Source organism: Acidovorax sp. (genome assembly GCF_021287135.1).
In the GTDB taxonomy this organism is placed as follows: Bacteria; Pseudomonadota; Gammaproteobacteria; order Burkholderiales; family Burkholderiaceae_C; genus Acidovorax.
In genome coordinates this window covers 49,289-66,265 of sequence record NZ_JAJTBB010000013.1, presented here as the reverse complement: position 1 = coordinate 66,265, position 16,977 = coordinate 49,289, and the positions used below count along the sequence as shown (strand labels likewise).

The window sequence follows — 16,977 nt, the reverse complement described above, 5'->3', positions numbered from 1 at the left end:
TGGCCTTGCTGCTGCTGGACCTGGACCACTTCAAGACCAGCAACGACCAGTTCGGTCACCTGGAAGGCGACCGCGCTCTGGTGGCGTTCGCCAACGCCATCAAAAGCCAGCTGCGCGCCAGCGATGCGGTGGGACGCCTGGGCGGCGAAGAATTCGCCGTGCTGCTGCCGCTGACCAGCACCGGCGAGGCACTGGAGGTGGCCCAGCGCATCCTGGACACCGTGCAGGCCTTGCAGCTGTATGACGAGGGGGGCCGCAGCTACGGCATCACCACCAGCCTGGGCCTGAGCGCGTATCGCCCGTTTGACCGCAGCCTGCGCGACATGCTCGACCGCGCGGACCAGGCGCTCTACCAGGCCAAGCGCCAGGGGCGCAACCGCATCGGATCGTCCGAGGCCGCGATTCGCTGAGAGCCCAGCGAGCCGCGCGGCCACCCGCCAACGGCTCACAGGCGCATGCGCTCCTGCTGCAGGTTCCACAGGCAGGCGCCGATGCGCAGCAGCATTTCCATCACCCGGTCCGATCCGCTGCCGGACAACTCCAGGCCATTGATGATCGCAGCCAGCTGCGCGATGGCGTCCTCGGGCTGCGATGCGCCGCCCGACCGCGCCACCTCGGCGATGGCGATCAGCACGTCGGTGCGATTCATGCGCACAGGCTGGTGCAGGGACAAGGCACAGCGTTCTCCGCGTTGCGCAGATCCTGCGGCTTCATGCGCCCGGCGCCATCGTGAGCCGCGGGCGGGGCCCGCCCCCCGGAGGGAGCGCTGCCGGCGCGGCCCCCGCGGCGGGCCGCAGGCCGCGATGGCCCGGCGGCGTCCCGTGCGCCATGTCCTGGGGGTGTTCCACTGGTCCGTCGGCGCCCGGAGCCAGCCTGAACAGGTGGACCACCTCCAGCAGGCGCCGCGCCTGCTGCTTCATGCCTGCGGATGCCGACGAGCTGTCGTCCACCAGCGTGGCGTTTTGCTGCGTGGCGGCATCCAGCTGGCGCACCGCTTCGCCGATCTGCGCGATGCCGCGGGCCTGCTCCTGCCCGGCGTCCTTGATTTCGCTGATGAGCGCGGTGACCTGGCCCACCCGCTGCACGGTGCGGGCCACGTGGTCGCCCGCCTGCCCCACCAGCGCGGAGCCGCGCTCCACGCCGCTCACGCTGGCGGCGATCAGGCCCCGGATCTCGCGCGCCGCGGTGCTGCTGCGCTGGGACAGCCCGCGCACCTCGCCCGCCACCACGGCGAAGCCCCGGCCCTGCTCGCCCGCACGCGCCGCCTCCACGGCGGCATTCAGGGCGAGCAGGTTGGTCTGGAAGGCAATGTCGTCGATCACCTTGATGATGTCGGTGACCTTTTTGGACTGCACGCTGATCTCCTGCATCGTGGCGATCACGTCGCGCATCACCGTGCCGCCCTCGCGGGCCACCTGGGCAGCATCCTGCGCCAGCTCGGTGGCGCGCAGGGCGTTGTCGGTGTTGTGCTGCACGGTGATGGTGAGCTGCTCCATCGAAGCGGCCGTCTCCTGCAGGTTGGCCGCCTGCACCTCGGTGCGGCGCGCCAGATCTTCGGTGCCGCCGGCGATCAGCACGGCCTCCTGCGCCACCGTCTCGGTGCTGGCGCGCACCTCGGTGATCACGCGCACCAGTTGCTGGTTCATCTCGCGCAGTGCGCCCAGCAGTTCGGCGGTCTCGTCGCTGCCGCGCACGTCGATGCGGGCCGTCAGATCGCCGCCCGCCACGGTGCGGGCCAGCGCCACCGCCTGGCGCAGCGGGCGCAGGATTGAGCGGGTGATCACCCACGCCATGCCCGCCCCCACCACCAGCGCCAGACCGGTGGCGGCCAGCATCCCCGCGTGGATGGTGTCGCTCAGGCCCCGCGCACCGGCAAACTCGGTGGCTGCGACGTTGATTTGAAGCGCCACCAGGCGCTCCACCGCGTCCTGCACCTTGGCAGCGTTGGGGCGGATCTCGGTGATGTACAGCTCCGAGCCGTCATCGTATTTGCCCGACGCCAATGCCGTCGCAGCGGGGATCAGGCCCTTGTCCAGGTAGTTCGCGTTGACGTCGGCAAAAGCACGGGCCAGCGCCTGCTCTTGCTCGCCCAGGGGCCTGGCCGAGTACGTCTTCCACAGGCTGTGAATGCGCTCAACATTGGCCGTGAGCGCGGCATGGGTGGCCTGGTTGCTGGTGCCGGGGTCCATGAGCATGTCCATCACCAGGACCCGGTTGCGCTGCGTGAGATGGCTGATTTCGGCGAGCAGCCCCAGGGGCACGGTGCGGTCGCCGTACAGAGCGGCGCTGCGCTCGGTCAGCCGCTTAGCGCCGCTGATCCCCCCCGCCGCCAGGGCCGAAATGAGGACCAGGAGCACGGCAAAGGCCAGGGCAAGGCGGGTGCCGATGGTCAGTCTTTGGAGCATGGAAGAAATCTCTCGTGAAGTTTCATCAGGAGGGCTGTTTTCCGGTGCGGTGACAATGCCCTTTCGAGCGATGGATACTATTTGTTGCAGATGACAAAATAATGACTCCGGGGAGCTCAGGCATTAATCCATGGAATCTAGGGATCCTCTGCACGAATCGTCGCGCCGTGTGCATCTGCGGACTCGGTCGGTCTGCAGCGTTGCAAATCCTCGCAATAGCACCTGCTATTGCTGCGTTTTGCGCCTTGCAGCCCCTCCCGATCCGCAGCGCACACTTTCCGCTCGATTCGTGCAGAGCATCCCTAGTGCGCAGTAGTTTTTCTGTCATCACCGTACGCTGATACATAGAGCAGCCTTGGCTGGTTTCCTTCCAATATTTCCCATGAACCCAAGGCGGCAGAATCAGCCCCACCAGCCAAGCAAAAATATAATAGCCGCCCCTTTTATTGCACCGCCCGGCAAACCATAATCACCTTAGCGCTTAATCCTTCCCAGCCCCGACTTATGGAAATCGAGTTCAAATTCAATATCCCGCCCGATCGTTTGCCCGCCTTGCAGGCCGCGGTTTGCAAAGGCCGGCACGCCCGGGTGCGCATGGAAGCCCGTTACTTCGACACGCCCGACGGCGCACTGGCCGCCCGGGGCATTGCCCTGCGCTTGCGGCGCGAAGGCGCGCAGTGGGTGCAGACCGTCAAAGCCCTCGGCCAGGGTCCTTTGGATCGCGAAGAACACAACGTGGACCGCGGCCCCGCCGCGCCCTCCCAGCCCGCGCCCGATCCCCTGCCTGAACTGCACGCCGGCAGCGTGGCCGGCGCGCGGCTGCACCAGGCTCTGCGTGAGGCGAACGGGCCTCTGGCGGAGACCTACGGCACCGAAATGGACCGCGTGGTGCGCAAGCTGCGCATGCCCGGTGGCATGGCCGAACTGGCGCTGGACACCGGCCAGGTGGTGGCCCGCCGGGGCACGGCGCAGCAAACGCAAGCGCGCATCTGCGAACTGGAGCTGGAACTGCTCAGCGGCCCGGTGGAAGGGCTGGCCGCACTGGCCGTCCAGTGGGCCGCGCGGCATGGGCTGTCGTTGAGCACCGTCTCGAAAGCCGAACGCGGCGAGCGGCTGCTGGCCGCCCAGGCCGAGGCTCCGCCAGCCACCAAGGCCGCACCGTGGCAGAGAGCAGCGCCCCACCACCGCCCGTGGCTGCACGGCCCTGCGCTGCTGCGCGCGGTGGTGGCCCATTGCCTGCACCAGATCCTGGGCAATGCGAGCGAACTGGCGGAAGGCCGGGGCGGCGAGGAGCACCAGCACCAGTTGCGCATCGGCATCCGCCGTCTGCGCACCGCCCTGCGCCACCTGGCACCGCTGGCTCCAGACCGGCTGGACCCGGCATGGGCACCGGCGCTCGTGGACGCATTCCAGCGGCTGGGCCAGTTGCGCGACCAAAGCCAGGCCCTGCAGTCCATGGCCGCCCAACTCCAGGCCGCAGGCGCCCCCGCCCTGGATCTGCCAGCGTCCGCGGCACCGCCCTGCACACAGGCCAACGCGGCCGACATCGTGCGCACGCCGGCTTTCCAGGCTGCGTTGATTGGGCTCATGGCCTTGACTGCACAGGCCGAAGGCCCGCAGGCCGCTGACGACGCTGGCGCACCGGATGCCAAGGCCACGCGACGCCTGCTGCAAAAAAGCCTGCGCCGCCTGCACGCGCAGGTGAGCCGCGATGCGCGCGGCTTTGCCGCCCTGCCCACCGAGCAGCAGCACCGCCTGCGCAAGCGGCTGAAGCGGCTGCGCTACCTTGCGGAATTTGTGGCGCCCGCAATGGACGGGCAGGCAGAGGCCTTTCTGGCCAGCCTGCAGCCCGCGCTGGCGGCCCTGGGCCGGCTCAACGACGAGCGCGTGGCGCAGGCGGTCTATGCCGACCTTGCGGCCACCCAGCCCGCGGCCTGGTTTGCCGTGGGCTGGCTCGCAGCACGGCAAAACACCACCGCGGCCGCCTGCGAGCTGGCCCTGGGCCAGATCGCGGAACTTCCCAAGCTGCGTAAAGCCCACAAACCACGGTGAATGCCGGCGAAAAGCTATCAAAATGATAGCTGACTGCGCTTATCCATCGGGGCTTTGCGCCCGATTTTCCCTAAAACTCCGCGCACCGCAGCTGGCCGAAGCGGCGGACGCGGGCCGCCCTAGGCGGGCGCACCTCAGTAATGCGGCGGCAGCTCATCGCGCAGATTGCGCGGCGCGCTCGCTCCCTCGGGCACCTGCTGGCGCAACTGGATGACCTCGCGCGTGAGGCGGTCGATCAGCTCCTGCTGCTGGTAGATCGTCATGTTCAGCTGGTCCAGCAGGTCTTCGGCGAAGCTGGCCTTGATCTCCAGGCTTTCCAGGCGCTCCAGAACTTCGGCCAGACGGTCGGCGTTGTCCATTGCGACGCCAGATCAGAGCGCCTGGCCCAGGCGTGCCACGCCTTCGCGGATCTTGTCTGCGTCGGCCGTGGCAAACGACAGACGGAAGGTGGCGTGGTCCGGGTTGGCGCAGAAGAACGGCGAGCCGGGGACAAACGCCACACCCTTTTCAATCGCGCGCTGGGCCAGCACGTTGCCGTCGGCCACCTTGCCACCTGCACCGGTCAGCCGCGCCCACACGAACAGGCCGCCCTGGGGCTGCACGAACGCAATGGCGTCGCCCAGCTCCTTGCGCAGCGCATCGCCCATGGCCTGGGCGCGCTCGGCATACACCTTGCGCACATGGGCCAGCGTGGCGGGCATGCGGCCGGCCTTCAGGTACTGCGCGGCCGTGGCCTGCGCAAAGGTGCTGGTGTGCGCGTCGCTGAACTGCTTGCACATCGTGGCCTTGGCCAGCAGCTCGGCCGGTGCAATCATCCAGCCCACACGCAGGCCGGGCGACAGCACCTTGCTCAAACTGCCGCAGTGCACCAGCAGCTCGCGGCTGCCCGGCACGCTGGCCGACAGGTTGAGCAGGCTGGGCGGGGGCGCATCGCCGAAGTACAGGTCGCCATAGGGGTCGTCCTCGACGATCAGCGTGTTGTGCTTGACGGCCATTGCCAGCACGGCCTTGCGGCGCTCCAGGCTCAGCATGGCGCCGCTGGGGTTGCCGAAGGTGGGGATCAGGTAGACGAACTTGGGTTGGTGTTCGGCGATGAGCTTTTCCAGCTCGTCGGTCTTCACGCCGTTGCCGTCGATGGGCGCGCTGATCAGTTCGGCACCGTACAGGCGGAAGCACTGGATGGTGGCCAGAAAGGTCGGGCCTTCCACAATCACCTTGTCGCCGGGGCTGATGAGCGTCTTGCCCAGCAGGTCCAGCGCCTGCTGGCTGCCGGTGGTGACGATGAGGTTGTCGGCCGCCACATCCTTGGCGCCCTTGCTCGCCGTGAAGGCGGCCAGTTGCTCGCGCAGCGGGTTGTAGCCTTCGGTGGCGCCGTATTGCAGTGCTGCGCCGGGCTCTTCGGCCAGGGCCGCATTGCTGGCGGCGCGGATGCCTTCCACGTCAAACATGGCGCTGTCGGGGAAGCCGCCCGCAAAGCTGATGATGCCGGGCTTGCCCAGCAGCTTGAAGAGCTCGCGGATGGCGGAGGTTTCTACGTTGTTCAGGCGGTCGGCAAATTGCATGGCGTGGACTGGGGTGGTGGTTGGCAACAAACGCAGCATTGTCGCCAATTGGCGAGCAGGTTTCCTGCGGCTTACACTGCCTGCGCCATATTTCCCCACCCTACAGCACCCGCCTATGCCGCTCATCCTCCGCACCCTGCCCCGCATGCGCCTGGCCGCCATGCGCCACACCGGCGCCTACGGCCACCCTGGCCTCACCGAGCTGTGGGAGCGGTTCGGTACCTGGTGCACTGCCAACCGGCTGAGCGAGCCGCGGCCCAAGTTTTATGGTTTCAGCCATGACGACCCGGCCTGCACGCCGCCCGGGCAGTGCCGCTACGACGCGTGCGTGCAGATTGGCGTGGGCCTGCGCACCGGCCCCGACGTGCAGGTGATGGACTACGCGGGCGGCGACTACGCGTGCCTGCATTTCGTGGGCACCGGCCCCGAGATCGCGGCCGCCTGGGCCCAGATGAAGGCGCCGGGGCAACTCCCCGAGGGCTGGGAATGGGAGCCGCGCGCGGCGCTCGAAATCTACGACGAGGACTTTGCCATCGACCCCGCCACGGGGCGGTTTCCGTGCTGGCTGTGCATTCCCGTGCGCCGCAGCCGCTGAGCGAAGCGCGCCGGGTGCCGCAACCACCGGGTCGGGCGACAATCCCGCCCGCCTTCTCTCTCGCCCGTTCATGAAAACCGCTGACATCGAGCCCTTTTTCGCCACCCTCAAGGCGGCCAACCCCACGCCCAACACGGAGCTGGAGTACACCACCCCGTTCGAGCTGCTGGCCGCCGTGCTGCTCTCGGCCCAGGCCACCGATGTGGGCGTGAACAAGGCCACGCGCAGGCTGTTTCCGGTGGCGGGCACGCCGCAGGCCATCCTAGCCCTGGGCCTGGAGGGTTTGGAGGCGTACATCAAGACCATTGGCCTGTACCGCACCAAGGCCAGGAACCTGATGGAGACCTGCCGCATCCTGGTGGAACGCCACGGAGGCCAGGTGCCCCGCACGCGCGAGGAACTGGAGCAGCTACCCGGCGTGGGCCGCAAGACCGCCAACGTGGTGCTGAACGTGGCCTTCGGCGAGCCCACCATGGCGGTGGATACGCACATCTTCCGCGTGAGCAACCGCACGGGCCTGGCGCCCGGCAAGAACCCGCTGGCGGTGGAGCTGCAGCTGATGAAGCGCGTGCCGGCAGAGTACGCCGTGGACTCGCACCACTGGCTCATCCTGCACGGCCGCTACGTGTGCCAGGCGCGCAAGCCACGGTGCTGGGAGTGTGTGGTGGTGCAGTACTGCGATTACCAGCCAAAGAACCTAGCGCCCTAAGCTACCCCGGTAGAACGCTGCATTTTTTATAGCTGCTGGCGCTTGATGGCAAAGCGCCAGCGGCACATTTCAATCAAAATTTCTAAGAGGCTTACGAAGGCTGCGCGCTCGCAGACGCAACTGCCGCCGTCAATCGGCCAATTGCCGCGATATGGTGCTGCGCATTTCCATGATGTCCCGCGCCTCCTGCAACTGCGCCTCGCTATCGGGCGCTCGAGCACTTAACGAGAAGCCGCCGTCGGGCCGCTCGCTGAGATAAATCGTTCGCCCACTCCCACATGCAGGCGGGCCAACAAATCCTCAGGAAAGAGGACAGCTGTTGAATCCTCGGTCGGGACAAGAGGGAGGATGTAGTGTTTCGCTGTAGTCATGTCGGGCACGCTAGCGAGACGTGTTTTGGATGTCAACAACGGGGACACCGCTCAGCGCTGCCATCTCCCCCGACAGCCCTACCCACGCCACATCAAACCCCGCCACCTTGCGCTCGGGTGGCAACGGATGCGCGCGCAGCGCCCAATGCGCCCCTGCCACCACACTGTCGATCACGGGCACGGGCACCTGGGGCTGCACGGCCGCGGCCATGCCGGCCAGCCCGGCCCCGCCCAGGATGACGGCCTGCACGCCCATCTGCCGCACCACGTCGCGGCAGGCCTGGCCCAGCAGGGCGCGGGCGGCCTCGAGGTTGGCTGCCAGCTGGGCGCCGGTGGGTGCCACGGTGTGGATGCCAGCGAGCCCGTGCGCATGGCCCAGCGCCTGGGCCAAACGCTGCAGCATGGGGCCCCAGCGCTCGCCGCCCGTGACGATGGCAAATCGGCCGTGGCGGGCCGCCTCGATGAACGAGGCCTCGGCCAGGCCGGTGACGGGCACGGGGCTGCTTTCGCGCAGCGCCATCAGGCCCGGGTCGCCAAAGCAGCCGATCAGCACCGCATCCGGCTGCGGCCCGGGCTGGGCCAGCGCATGGGCCCAGGCGTCCAGCGCCGCGTGGGCGGCCACGGCGTAGCTCGCCTCGCACGCGATGTAGGGCGCGCCGAAGCGCGCGGTGGCCGTGCGCACGGTCACGTGCGATCCTGCTGCGGCCTGCACATGCTGCTGGAGCAAGGCGCTCACAGGGGCCGAGGTGTTGGGGTTGATGACGAGCAGCTGGCGCATGGATTCAAGGGGTGGAGCCTGGGCCTCAGAGCCCGCCCAGCAGCTGGGCCAGATCGGGCGCGTCCGCCCCCGGCGGCGTGAACTCCAGCTGCGACTCGATGCGCGCCAGATGCGCCAGCATCAGCCGCGGCGCCTCGCGCGCATCGCGCAGGCGGATGGCGTCGATGAGTGCGCGGTGCTCGCGGCAGCCGCAGGCGGTGGCCTCCTCGCGGGTCTGGGCGTGGCTGGGGCTGTAGGTCATGAGGATGAGCGAGGTGCGCGAGACCAGCTCGCGCAGGATGCGCCCCAGCGTCTGGTGCCCGGCGGCCTGCGCAATGTGCAGGTGAAAGTCGCCCGACAGGCGGATGGCCCGGCGCATGTCGCCGCCGGCGCGGGCGGCTTCCTCGTCGTCGATGCAGGTGCGCAGCGCGGCGATGTCGGCGTCGGTGGCGTTGGCGATGAACAGCTCCACCAGGCGCGGCTCCAGCAGGCGGCGGGCCTCGAACACCTCCAGCGCCTCCTGCGGCGTCGGCTGGGCAATGGACGCGCCCCGGTTGGGCGTGAGGGTGACGACCTGCTCGTTGGCCAGCCGCACCAGCACCGGGCGCACGCGGGTGCGCGACACGCCAAAGGCCGCGGCCAGCTTGTCTTCCACCAGCTTGGTGCCGGGCGGGAGCTTGTGGTCCAGGATGGCCGAGACCATGCGGTCGTACATGTCGTTGTCGCTGAGCTGGCCCGGCACCTCAACTTGTGCAGGCGGCTCGGAGACCGCTGCGCGTGTGCGCCGGGGCCGGAGGTTGGTGGTGGTCTTCATAGGGCCGCCGTTTTACCCCGAACGGCCTGTGCGGCCACGGCCCAGCGCCCACACCAGCAGCAGCGTGACGCCCATCACGGCAAACGACACCACGGTGGTGACCGTGCCCAGCGCATAGATGGACGGTGTGGTCACCGTGCTGGTCAGCCCCTGCAGCTCCAGCGGCAGCGTGTTCACATCGCCAATGGCTTGCGAGGTGCGGGCAATCTCGTCCCAGCTCAGCGTAAAGCCGAACATGCCAATGCCCACCACTGACGGCGCAATCAACGGCAGCACCACATGCGCGAAGCCCTGCCAGGGCGTGGCGCCCAGGTCGCGTGCCGCTTCTTCGTAGGCTGGGTTGAAGCGGTTGAACACCGCGAACATGATGAGCAGGCCAAACGGCAGCGTCCAGGTCAGATGCGCGCCCAGGGCCGAGGTGAACAGGCCCAGCGACGTGCCATAGCCCTCCAGCGCGCTTTCCATGCCCAGCCCTTCGAGGGCCGCCTTGATGCCGTTGTCGATGAGCCGGAACTCCAGCCCGATGCCCAGCGACACGATGATGGACGGCATGATGAGGCTGGCCACCACGATGAAGAACAGCGTGTTGCCGCCCGCCAGCCGCTTGCGGAACGCCAGCCCGGCCAGCACCGACAGCACCACCGTGCACAGCATCACCGCCACGCCCAGGCCCAGCGAGCGCCACAGCGCTGCGCCAATGTCCACCACCCCCAGACCCTCGGCCAGCTTGGCGAACCAATGCAGCGACACGCCGCGCATCGGAAAGGTGAGCCCCCCTTCCGGCCCCTGAAAGCTCAGGATGAAGATGACCAACATCGGCCCGTACATGAACAGCACGAACAGTGCAAAGACAATGGCCAGGGGCCAGAAGCTGGCGGGGCGGGTTTCGCGGATGCGGGTTGTCATCTCACAGCTCCTTGCGAATGTCGACGAGGCGCGTGAGGCCCCAGATGATCATCAGCACCACGGCCAGCAGGATCACCGCATTGGCTGCCGCCAGCGGGAACTGCAGGTACGACGTCTGCACCTGGATGATCTTGCCCACGGACGCAATCTGCTGCCCGCCCATCACGCCGATGGTCACGAAGTCGCCCATCACGATGGTGAGCACAAAGATGGAACCGATGAGGATGCCCGTGCGCGACAGCGGCACGATCACGTTCCACAGCGTCTGCCAGCCGCTCGCGCCGCTGTCGCTGGCCGCCTCGATGAGGCTGCGGTCGATGCGCATCATGCTGTTGAAGATGGGCACGATCATGAACATGGTGTACAGGTGCACGAAGGCCAGCACCACCGAGAAATCCGAGAACAGCAGCCACTCGATCGGCGTCTCGATGAGGTTCATGCCCATCAGCGTCTGGTTCACCAGGCCGTTGCGGCCCAGCAGCGGCACCCACGAGATCATGCGGATCACGTTCGACGTCCAGAACGGAATGGTGCACAGCACGAACAACAGCGTCTGCATGCCCGATGAACGTACATGGAAGGCCAGAAAATAGGCCACGGTGAAGCCAATCACCAACGTGATGAGCCACACCAGAAAACTGAACTTGAGCGTGGACCAGTACGTCTTGAGCGTGACGCACAGCCCGTCCGACACATCGCCGCAGCCTTCGAAGATCGAGACGTAGTTCTTGAACGTGAACCCCGGCAGCAGTTCGTAGTCGTTGAAATCCCAGAAGCTGACCATCACGATCAGCACCAGCGGAATGATGAAGAACAGCGCAAACACCAGTGTGAACGGCGCGGCCTGCCACCAGGCGGCAATGCTGCGGCCGGGGACGGCAGCAGCGGGTAAGGACGGTGTGGTGGTGCTCATGTGTTTGCAAATCAGTTATCCATCGCATCGGGCGACAGTCGTCAAAACTGGCGCGGCCCGATACCAGTGCCCCCGTGCAAGGGCCGCCGAGCTGCGGATGCAGCGCTTCGCTTGCGTGCACCGGGGGCGTCCCCCTCCCAGATTGCGAAGCAATATGAGAGAGGGGGAACGCGCACAGCGCCTCAGGGGGTGCCTACCTCATGCAGCCACAAACTCGTTCCATTTTTGGACCATGTAGTTGTTCTCATCCATGATCGCGTTCCAGCAGGCAATACCGCCCATGCGCGCTTCATAGCTGCCGCCATCGCGCACCGCACCGGCCTTGGCCAGCACGTCGCCGTTCGGGCTCTTGATGTCTTGCGTGGCGGGCTTGCCTTCCATCCAGTAGGCCCACTCGTAGGCTTCCATCTTGGCCTTGGCGGTCTCCAGCACGGCGCTGTAGTAGCCCTGGCGGTTGAGGTACGCACCGGCCCAGCCATCGAGGAACCAGTTGATGAACTCGTAGGCGCCATCGAGCTTGCGGCCGCTCAGCGTGGCGGGCAGACCAAACCCGGCTGCCCAGGCGCGGTAGCCTTCCTTCAGGGGCTGGAAGTTGCAGGCAATGCCCTTGGTGCGCACAGCGGTCACCGCCGGGCTCCACATCGACTGGATCACCACTTCTCCCGACGCCATCAGGTTCACCGACTCGTTGAAGTCCTTCCACAGCGCGCGGAACTGGCCCTGCTTCTTGGCTTCGATCAGGGTCTTGATCGTGAGATCAATCTCCTTCTTGGTCATGTTGCCCTTGTCGGGGTACTTGTACAGGCCCATGGCCTCGACCACCATGGCGGCGTCCATGATGCCGATGCTGGGGATGTTCAGGATGGCCGCCTTGCCCTTGAACTCGGCGTTCAGCAGCTCAGCCCAGGAGTTGATGGGGCGCTTGATGAGGTCGGGGCGGATGCCCAGCGTGTCGGCGTTGTACACGGTGGGGATGAGGCTCATGAACTGCGTGGGCGCGGTGGCGAACCTCTTGGACTTCTCGCCTTCCAGATAGATCACCTTCTTGGGCGCCGTGCCCTGGTCGCCCACGGCCTTGCCGGCGACCATGCCGGTGGTGAACAGCGTGGTGATCTTGTCGGCATTCTTGATGCGCTTGGTGTCGATGCCCTTGAGGTTGCCCGTGGGCACGATCTTCTTGAGCGAAAAGTACTCGGTGTCGATCAGGTCAAAGCTGTTGGGCGCGGTGACGGCGCGTTTGGTCACGTCGTCCGTGGTCACGGCCACGTACTGGATCTCGATGCCGGTGTCGGCCTTGAATTTCTCGGCAATGGCCTTGTCCTGGTTCACCGCCGTGCCCAGGTAGCGCAGCACGATCTTCTCTTGCGCATGCACAGCCGGGAACATGCCAGCGGCCAGGATGCCCGCCGTGCCCTTGAGCAGCGAGCGGCGAGCCACACCAGTGGCTTCGGGGACAACAGCAGGGGAATCAGCACGGGAAGCATCGGACATGGGAAAACTCCTTGGGTTGCGGAAGGGGACGGGTGAAAAAATGCGTCACGAAGCGGTCAGGCGGCTTGCGCCATGGATGGAGCAGGCGCCGACAGTGGATGCGCTTGGTCGGGCGTCCAGTGCAGTTGCACGGCTTGCCCGACCTGGTAAGGCTGCGCGGCAAAGGCCGCTTCAGACACCATCACCGAGTAGGCCGCCGTGGCGTTGGCGGACAGGGCCACGCCCTGCTTTTGCAGCCCCAGCAGCACATAGGTGCCCTGGTACTCCACATCGGTCACCACGGCCTGCATGCGCTGCGCGCCCCAGGGCAGCTCGGCCTGGGCGGGGGCAATCTGCAGGTGGTCGGTGCGCACGCCCACCTTGCCCTCGGGGGTGTCGATCACGTTGTGCCCGCCCATGAAACGCGCCACGAACTCGCTGGCAGGGCGGTTGTAGACCTCGTGCGGGCTACCCACCTGCTCGATCACGCCATGGTTCATCACCACCATGGTGTCGGCCAGGGCCATGGCTTCTTCCTGGCTGTGGGTCACATGGATAAAAGTCAGGCCCAATTCCTTCTGCCAGCGGCGCAGCTCGGCGCGCATCTGGATGCGCAGAAAGGGGTCCAGCGCGGACAGCGGTTCATCGAGCAGCAACACCCGCGGCTGGGTGATGAGCGCACGGGCCAGCGCCACGCGCTGCTGCTGCCCGCCGGAGAGTTCGGCCGGCTTGCGCTCGGCCAGGTGGCCCAGGGCCACGCGCTCCAGCAGGTCGCGCGCCTTGGCCTGGCGCTCGGCCTTGGCCACGCCTTTCATCTTGAGGCTGAAGGCCACGTTGTCCAGCGCCGAGAGGTGCGGGAACAGCGCAAAGCTCTGGAACATCATGGCCGTGCCGCGCGCGGCGGCAGGCAGGTCGGTGATGTTGCGGTTCTCCAGCAGGATGTCGCCGCTGGTCACCGACTCGTGGCCCGCGATCATGCGCAGGGTGGTGCTCTTGCCGCAGCCCGAGGGCCCCAGCAGGCAGCAGTAGCTGCCGCTGGCAATGCGCAGGTTGATGGCGTCGACGGCCGGCTTGCCCTGGGCGTAGCGCTTGGTCAGGGCGACGATCTCGACGGCCGCCGGGGCCGTGGGGGCGGGATGGGGAGCGTGCATGGCGTGGGTGTACGCAAACCCCATGCCAGTTTGTACACAATCAAAAATCCACTTTGCATACAAAATGCACCATCCCCGGGCAGCGCCGCACCCACTCTGTGCCGCCCTGCCGTCCGCCCCCTGGAAAGCCCCCTCCTCCGAGCGCATGCAATGGCTATACTGGGGCAGCAAGATACATTTATTTACGTCCCGCTCTCCCGCACCGACGGATGACGAACCTCGACCCACGCTCGTTGATCGCGATGGCGGGATTCATGTCGGCCGTCATGGCAGTGGTCTTGCTGTTCATGCGGCGCCATTACCCGCCGTGGATCCACGGCGTGGGCGCGTGGGCGGCTGCGCCCGTGCTGTGGCTGGTCTCCACCGTGCTGTTTGGCACGCGCGGCTTTGTGCCCGACTGGCTCAGCCTGATCCTGGCCAACCAGCTGCTGGTGCTGGGCACGGTGGTGTACTACATGGGCACCCGCCGCTTCATGGGCCAGCCCACTCCGTGGCGCCTGTGGAACGCCGTCATGGTGGCTACCACGGTGGTGTTCACCCTCCTCACCTACTGGCTGCCCCACTATGCGCTGCGGGTGGGCTTCTTCACGCTGGTCATGGGCGCCATCTACGGCGCACAGCTTCGCTTCATGCTGCGCCACGGCGGCAACGGCTTTCCGGTGCGCATGGTGGAGGTGGTGCTGGTGCTGCACATGGGCGTGCTGGCCATGCGGCTCGCCTCCATCCTGTCCGGCCATGCGGGCGAGCACCTGATGGAGCCCTCGCTGTTTCAGACGCTCTACATCGGCGCCTACGTGCTCACGGTGCTGATGCTCTCCATCGGTGCCGTCCTGATGGCCACCGACCGGCTGCGCACCGAACTGGAACACCTGGCCACCCACGACTCCCTCACCCAGACGCTGAACCGGCGCGCGCTGCTGGAGCACTGCGAGGACGAGCTGGAACGCGCACGGCGCCACGGCAACGGCCCGTCCATCATGATGGTGGATCTGGACAACTTCAAGGCCGTGAACGACCACGGAGGCCACCAGCACGGCGATGCGGTGCTGGCGCATTTTGCCGAGCGCACGCGGCAGGCGCTGCGGCGCGGCGACCGGCTGGGGCGCTACGGCGGTGAGGAGTTTTTGGTGCTGCTACCGTCCGCCGATGTCGAAGCCGCCATGGTGGTGGCGCAGCGCATCCACGCCACCCTGGCCGCGGGCCACCCGCTGGACTGCGAGGTCAGCATCGGCCTGACCAGCTGGACGGGCAGGCACGAGACGCTGGACAGCATGCTGTCCCGCGCCGATGCGGCCCTGTACCGCGCCAAGGACCAGGGGCGCAACCGGACCTGCGTGGCCTGAGAACCCCGGCCCCAGTGACAGGCTCAGGCCGACGCCGTGGCCACGCCGGCCGACTCAAAGCTCGCCATTTCCGCCAGCACCGCGCAGGCCGACTGCAGCAGCGGCCAGGCCAGTGCTGCGCCCGAGCCCTCGCCCAGACGCAGGCCCAGGTCCAGCAGGGGCTCCGCCTGCATCTGTGCCAGCATCAGGCTGTGGCCCCGCTCGCCCGAGCGGTGGGCAAACACGCAGCGCTGCAGCACCTGCGGGGCGATGCGGCTGGCCACCAGCACGGCCGCGCTGGTGATGAAGCCATCCACCACGATCACCCGGCGCTCGGCCGCGGCCTGCAGCACCGCGCCTACCAGCGTCGCCACTTCGTAGCCGCCCAGCGCGGCCAGCGCCTCCAGCGGGCCGGTAGCGTCGGCATTGACATCCAGCGCCTGCTGCAGCACGGCCCGCTTGCGCTCAATGCCCGCGGCATCCAGGCCCGTGCCGGCGCCCGTCACCTCGGCCAGCGGCAAGCCCGCCAGGCGCGCCAGCAGCAGCGATGCCACCGAGGTGTTGCCGATGCCCATCTCGCCCAGCAGCAGTGCGTTGCCGGGCAGGCCGCGCACCACCTCCAGGCCGTTGGCAATCGCCAGCGCGCACTGGTCGGCGGTCATGGCGGGGCCGGCCGAGGCATCCTGCGTGCCCGGCGCCACCTTGCGCAGCAGCAGGCGCGGCTGGCCGGGCGCCGCATCGCGCGCGGCAATGGGCTTGGCCACGCCGCAGTCCACCACCGTGAGGCCCAGGCCGTGCTGGCGCGCCAGCACGCTCACGGCTGCGCCGCCGGCCAAGAAGTTCTCCACCATCTGCCACGTCACATCGCTCGGGAAGGCCGAAACGCCCCGTGCAGCCAGGCCATGGTCGCCCGCGCACACCAGCATCTGCGGCACGTGCAAGGCAGGGGCTTCCGAGCCAAGGATCAGCCCCAGGCGCAGTGCCAGGCGCTCCAGAAGGCCCAGGGAGCCCAGGGGTTTGGTCTTGTGGTCCAGCTTGTGCTGCAGGGCCTGGATGAGTTGCGGGTCGGCAATATCGGCAATCTGGGGCAAGGGGGTATTCATGGCTTGTTCAACTTTCAATCAGGATGGAGCGCGGCCTGCACTGGCAGGCCCCGCGATCAATGGCGGAGCGCGCGGTGGCGAGGTCAGGCGATGGCGTCCCGCTGGCGCAGGGCAGCGGCCTGGTCGCGCTGCAGATGGGCAATGAGGGGCTGCAGGTCATCGCGCTGGCCCCATTGGTCGAAGTACACAAGCTCCTCCATGGGCAGGCGCGGCAGCCAGCCGGCAGTCTCCAACTCGGGCCTGGCGTGGAAGTGACTGACGTAGCCCACGCAGAGGTAGGCAATGGGCGTGATGCGCGGGGGAATGCTCAGCGCCTCTTGCAAGTCGGCCTGGTGGAAGATGCTGACCCAGCCCACGCCCAGCCCTTCGGCGCGCGCGGCGAGCCACAGGTTTTGCACGGCGCAGACGCTGCTGTACAGGTCCATGGTCTTCATGTGGGTGCGCCCCACCACCACCGGGCCGGTGCGCTCGCGGTCGCAGGTGATGCAGATGCCGACGGGCGATTCGACGATGCCTTCGAGCTTGAGCTTTTGGTAGGCGGCGCGCCTGTCGCCCTCGAACAGGGCGGCAGCTTCGGCGTGGGCCTTGGCAAAGGCGCCATGCACGCGCCGCTTGGTCTCTGGCGAGCGCACCACGAGGAAGTTCCAGGGCTGCATGAAGCCCACCGAAGGTGCGTGGTGCGCGGCGGTAAGGATGCGGCTCAGAACCTCGTCCGGCACGGGTGTGGGCAGAAATTGCCCCCGTACATCGCGGCGTGAAAAGATCGCGTGGTAAACGGCGTCGCGCGCCTCTTGCGTAAAGGCGTGAACGCTGGGCGCGGATTGCACCACTGCGCGCGTATTCATGG

Annotated in this window: 17 protein-coding genes; 5 read left to right on the top strand and 12 right to left on the bottom strand. The window is 67.3% G+C overall.

Annotated features, from left to right (window positions below; all coding sequences use genetic code 11):
- Positions 1-410, top strand: a 410-nt coding sequence (locus LWW96_RS03065; protein WP_291484192.1) for a GGDEF domain-containing protein, incomplete at its 5' end; no start/stop codon positions are given.
- 35 nt (positions 411-445) lie between these two features.
- Here LWW96_RS03065 and LWW96_RS03060 read toward each other — a convergent pair.
- Together LWW96_RS03060 and LWW96_RS03055 are read right to left on the bottom strand one after the other, a co-directional pair.
- A complete protein-coding gene (locus LWW96_RS03060) occupies positions 446-649 on the bottom strand; it encodes a hypothetical protein (RefSeq protein WP_291484191.1) in 204 nt (67 codons plus the stop codon).
- Between the two features lie 61 nt (positions 650-710).
- Complete coding sequence (locus LWW96_RS03055; RefSeq protein ID WP_291484190.1) at positions 711-2,405, bottom strand: methyl-accepting chemotaxis protein; 1,695 nt, start codon at positions 2,403-2,405, stop codon at positions 711-713.
- Positions 2,406-2,909: 504 nt separating this feature from the next.
- Between LWW96_RS03055 and LWW96_RS03050 the strand changes: the two genes are divergently transcribed.
- Positions 2,910-4,457 (top strand): CYTH and CHAD domain-containing protein, encoded by a 1,548-nt coding sequence (locus LWW96_RS03050; RefSeq protein ID WP_291484189.1) that lies wholly within the window; start codon positions 2,910-2,912, stop codon positions 4,455-4,457.
- A 134-nt stretch (positions 4,458-4,591) separates the two neighbouring features.
- Here LWW96_RS03050 and LWW96_RS03045 read toward each other — a convergent pair whose 3' ends face one another.
- Positions 4,592-4,816 (bottom strand): SlyX family protein, encoded by a 225-nt coding sequence (locus LWW96_RS03045; protein ID WP_291484188.1) that lies wholly within the window; start codon positions 4,814-4,816, stop codon positions 4,592-4,594.
- A 12-nt stretch (positions 4,817-4,828) separates the two neighbouring features.
- Entirely contained in the window at positions 4,829-6,019 is a 1,191-nt protein-coding gene (locus LWW96_RS03040) for a PLP-dependent aminotransferase family protein (protein ID WP_291484187.1), read from the bottom strand.
- Between the two features lie 115 nt (positions 6,020-6,134).
- Between LWW96_RS03040 and LWW96_RS03035 the strand changes: the two genes are divergently transcribed.
- Both LWW96_RS03035 and nth read left to right on the top strand, forming a co-directional pair.
- Positions 6,135-6,614 carry a GyrI-like domain-containing protein gene (locus tag LWW96_RS03035; protein WP_291484186.1) on the top strand — a complete coding sequence of 160 codons (480 nt, stop codon included), beginning with the start codon at positions 6,135-6,137 and terminating at the stop codon, positions 6,612-6,614.
- A 70-nt stretch (positions 6,615-6,684) separates the two neighbouring features.
- Entirely contained in the window at positions 6,685-7,323 is a 639-nt protein-coding gene (nth, locus tag LWW96_RS03030; RefSeq protein WP_291484185.1) for an endonuclease III, read from the top strand.
- Between the two features lie 381 nt (positions 7,324-7,704).
- On the opposite strand, the gene LWW96_RS03025 is transcribed toward nth, so the two are convergent.
- The 6 genes from LWW96_RS03025 to LWW96_RS03000 all read right to left on the bottom strand — a co-directional run bounded on the left by LWW96_RS03025 (position 7,705) and on the right by LWW96_RS03000 (position 13,705).
- Positions 7,705-8,472: an aspartate/glutamate racemase family protein gene (locus tag LWW96_RS03025; protein ID WP_291484184.1), complete on the bottom strand. Its 768-nt coding sequence runs from the start codon at positions 8,470-8,472 to the stop codon at positions 7,705-7,707.
- Positions 8,473-8,497: 25 nt separating this feature from the next.
- On the bottom strand, positions 8,498-9,166 hold the full coding sequence (locus LWW96_RS03020; protein ID WP_291484197.1) for a GntR family transcriptional regulator: 669 nt from the start codon (positions 9,164-9,166) through the stop codon (positions 8,498-8,500).
- Between the two features lie 111 nt (positions 9,167-9,277).
- Positions 9,278-10,171, bottom strand: a complete 894-nt coding sequence (locus LWW96_RS03015) for an ABC transporter permease (RefSeq protein ID WP_291484183.1) — start codon at positions 10,169-10,171, stop codon at positions 9,278-9,280.
- A gap of 1 nt (position 10,172) precedes the next feature.
- Positions 10,173-11,084: an ABC transporter permease gene (locus LWW96_RS03010; RefSeq protein ID WP_291484182.1), complete on the bottom strand. Its 912-nt coding sequence runs from the start codon at positions 11,082-11,084 to the stop codon at positions 10,173-10,175.
- A gap of 198 nt (positions 11,085-11,282) precedes the next feature.
- Positions 11,283-12,575, bottom strand: coding sequence for a PotD/PotF family extracellular solute-binding protein (locus LWW96_RS03005; RefSeq protein WP_291484181.1), 1,293 nt, complete (start codon positions 12,573-12,575; stop codon positions 11,283-11,285).
- A gap of 56 nt (positions 12,576-12,631) precedes the next feature.
- The gene (locus tag LWW96_RS03000) at positions 12,632-13,705 is read right to left on the bottom strand and encodes an ABC transporter ATP-binding protein (RefSeq protein ID WP_291484180.1); all 1,074 of its coding nucleotides are present in this window, start codon (positions 13,703-13,705) and stop codon (positions 12,632-12,634) included.
- A gap of 209 nt (positions 13,706-13,914) precedes the next feature.
- On the opposite strand from LWW96_RS03000, the gene LWW96_RS02995 reads away from it, so the two are divergent.
- Positions 13,915-15,048: a diguanylate cyclase gene (locus LWW96_RS02995; protein WP_291484179.1), complete on the top strand. Its 1,134-nt coding sequence runs from the start codon at positions 13,915-13,917 to the stop codon at positions 15,046-15,048.
- Between the two features lie 23 nt (positions 15,049-15,071).
- Here the strand turns inward: LWW96_RS02995 and cobT are convergent, their stop codons facing one another.
- Positions 15,072-16,130 carry a nicotinate-nucleotide--dimethylbenzimidazole phosphoribosyltransferase gene (gene cobT / locus LWW96_RS02990; protein WP_291484178.1) on the bottom strand — a complete coding sequence of 353 codons (1,059 nt, stop codon included), beginning with the start codon at positions 16,128-16,130 and terminating at the stop codon, positions 15,072-15,074.
- 83 nt (positions 16,131-16,213) lie between these two features.
- Positions 16,214-16,975, bottom strand: coding sequence for a 5,6-dimethylbenzimidazole synthase (gene bluB, locus LWW96_RS02985; protein ID WP_291484177.1), 762 nt, complete (start codon positions 16,973-16,975; stop codon positions 16,214-16,216).
- Positions 16,976-16,977: the final 2 nt, after the last annotated feature.

What these genes read in the sequence shown, in the direction of transcription:
- LWW96_RS02995 (WP_291484179.1), top strand. Translation starts at nt 13,915, where the DNA reads ATGACGAACCTCGACCCACGCTCGTTGATCGCGATGGCGGGATTCATG.
- bluB (WP_291484177.1), bottom strand. Translation starts at nt 16,975, where the DNA reads ATGAATACGCGCGCAGTGGTGCAATCCGCGCCCAGCGTTCACGCCTTT.
- LWW96_RS03025 (WP_291484184.1), bottom strand. Translation starts at nt 8,472, where the DNA reads ATGCGCCAGCTGCTCGTCATCAACCCCAACACCTCGGCCCCTGTGAGC.
- LWW96_RS03010 (WP_291484182.1), bottom strand. Translation starts at nt 11,084, where the DNA reads ATGAGCACCACCACACCGTCCTTACCCGCTGCTGCCGTCCCCGGCCGC.
- LWW96_RS03045 (WP_291484188.1), bottom strand. Translation starts at nt 4,816, where the DNA reads ATGGACAACGCCGACCGTCTGGCCGAAGTTCTGGAGCGCCTGGAAAGC.
- LWW96_RS03060 (WP_291484191.1), bottom strand. Translation starts at nt 649, where the DNA reads ATGAATCGCACCGACGTGCTGATCGCCATCGCCGAGGTGGCGCGGTCG.
- LWW96_RS03020 (WP_291484197.1), bottom strand. Translation starts at nt 9,166, where the DNA reads ATGTACGACCGCATGGTCTCGGCCATCCTGGACCACAAGCTCCCGCCC.
- LWW96_RS03035 (WP_291484186.1), top strand. Translation starts at nt 6,135, where the DNA reads ATGCCGCTCATCCTCCGCACCCTGCCCCGCATGCGCCTGGCCGCCATG.
- nth (WP_291484185.1), top strand. Translation starts at nt 6,685, where the DNA reads ATGAAAACCGCTGACATCGAGCCCTTTTTCGCCACCCTCAAGGCGGCC.
- cobT (WP_291484178.1), bottom strand. Translation starts at nt 16,130, where the DNA reads ATGAATACCCCCTTGCCCCAGATTGCCGATATTGCCGACCCGCAACTC.
- LWW96_RS03040 (WP_291484187.1), bottom strand. Translation starts at nt 6,019, where the DNA reads ATGCAATTTGCCGACCGCCTGAACAACGTAGAAACCTCCGCCATCCGC.
- LWW96_RS03050 (WP_291484189.1), top strand. Translation starts at nt 2,910, where the DNA reads ATGGAAATCGAGTTCAAATTCAATATCCCGCCCGATCGTTTGCCCGCC.
- LWW96_RS03015 (WP_291484183.1), bottom strand. Translation starts at nt 10,171, where the DNA reads ATGACAACCCGCATCCGCGAAACCCGCCCCGCCAGCTTCTGGCCCCTG.
- LWW96_RS03055 (WP_291484190.1), bottom strand. Translation starts at nt 2,405, where the DNA reads ATGCTCCAAAGACTGACCATCGGCACCCGCCTTGCCCTGGCCTTTGCC.
- LWW96_RS03000 (WP_291484180.1), bottom strand. Translation starts at nt 13,705, where the DNA reads ATGCACGCTCCCCATCCCGCCCCCACGGCCCCGGCGGCCGTCGAGATC.
- LWW96_RS03005 (WP_291484181.1), bottom strand. Translation starts at nt 12,575, where the DNA reads ATGTCCGATGCTTCCCGTGCTGATTCCCCTGCTGTTGTCCCCGAAGCC.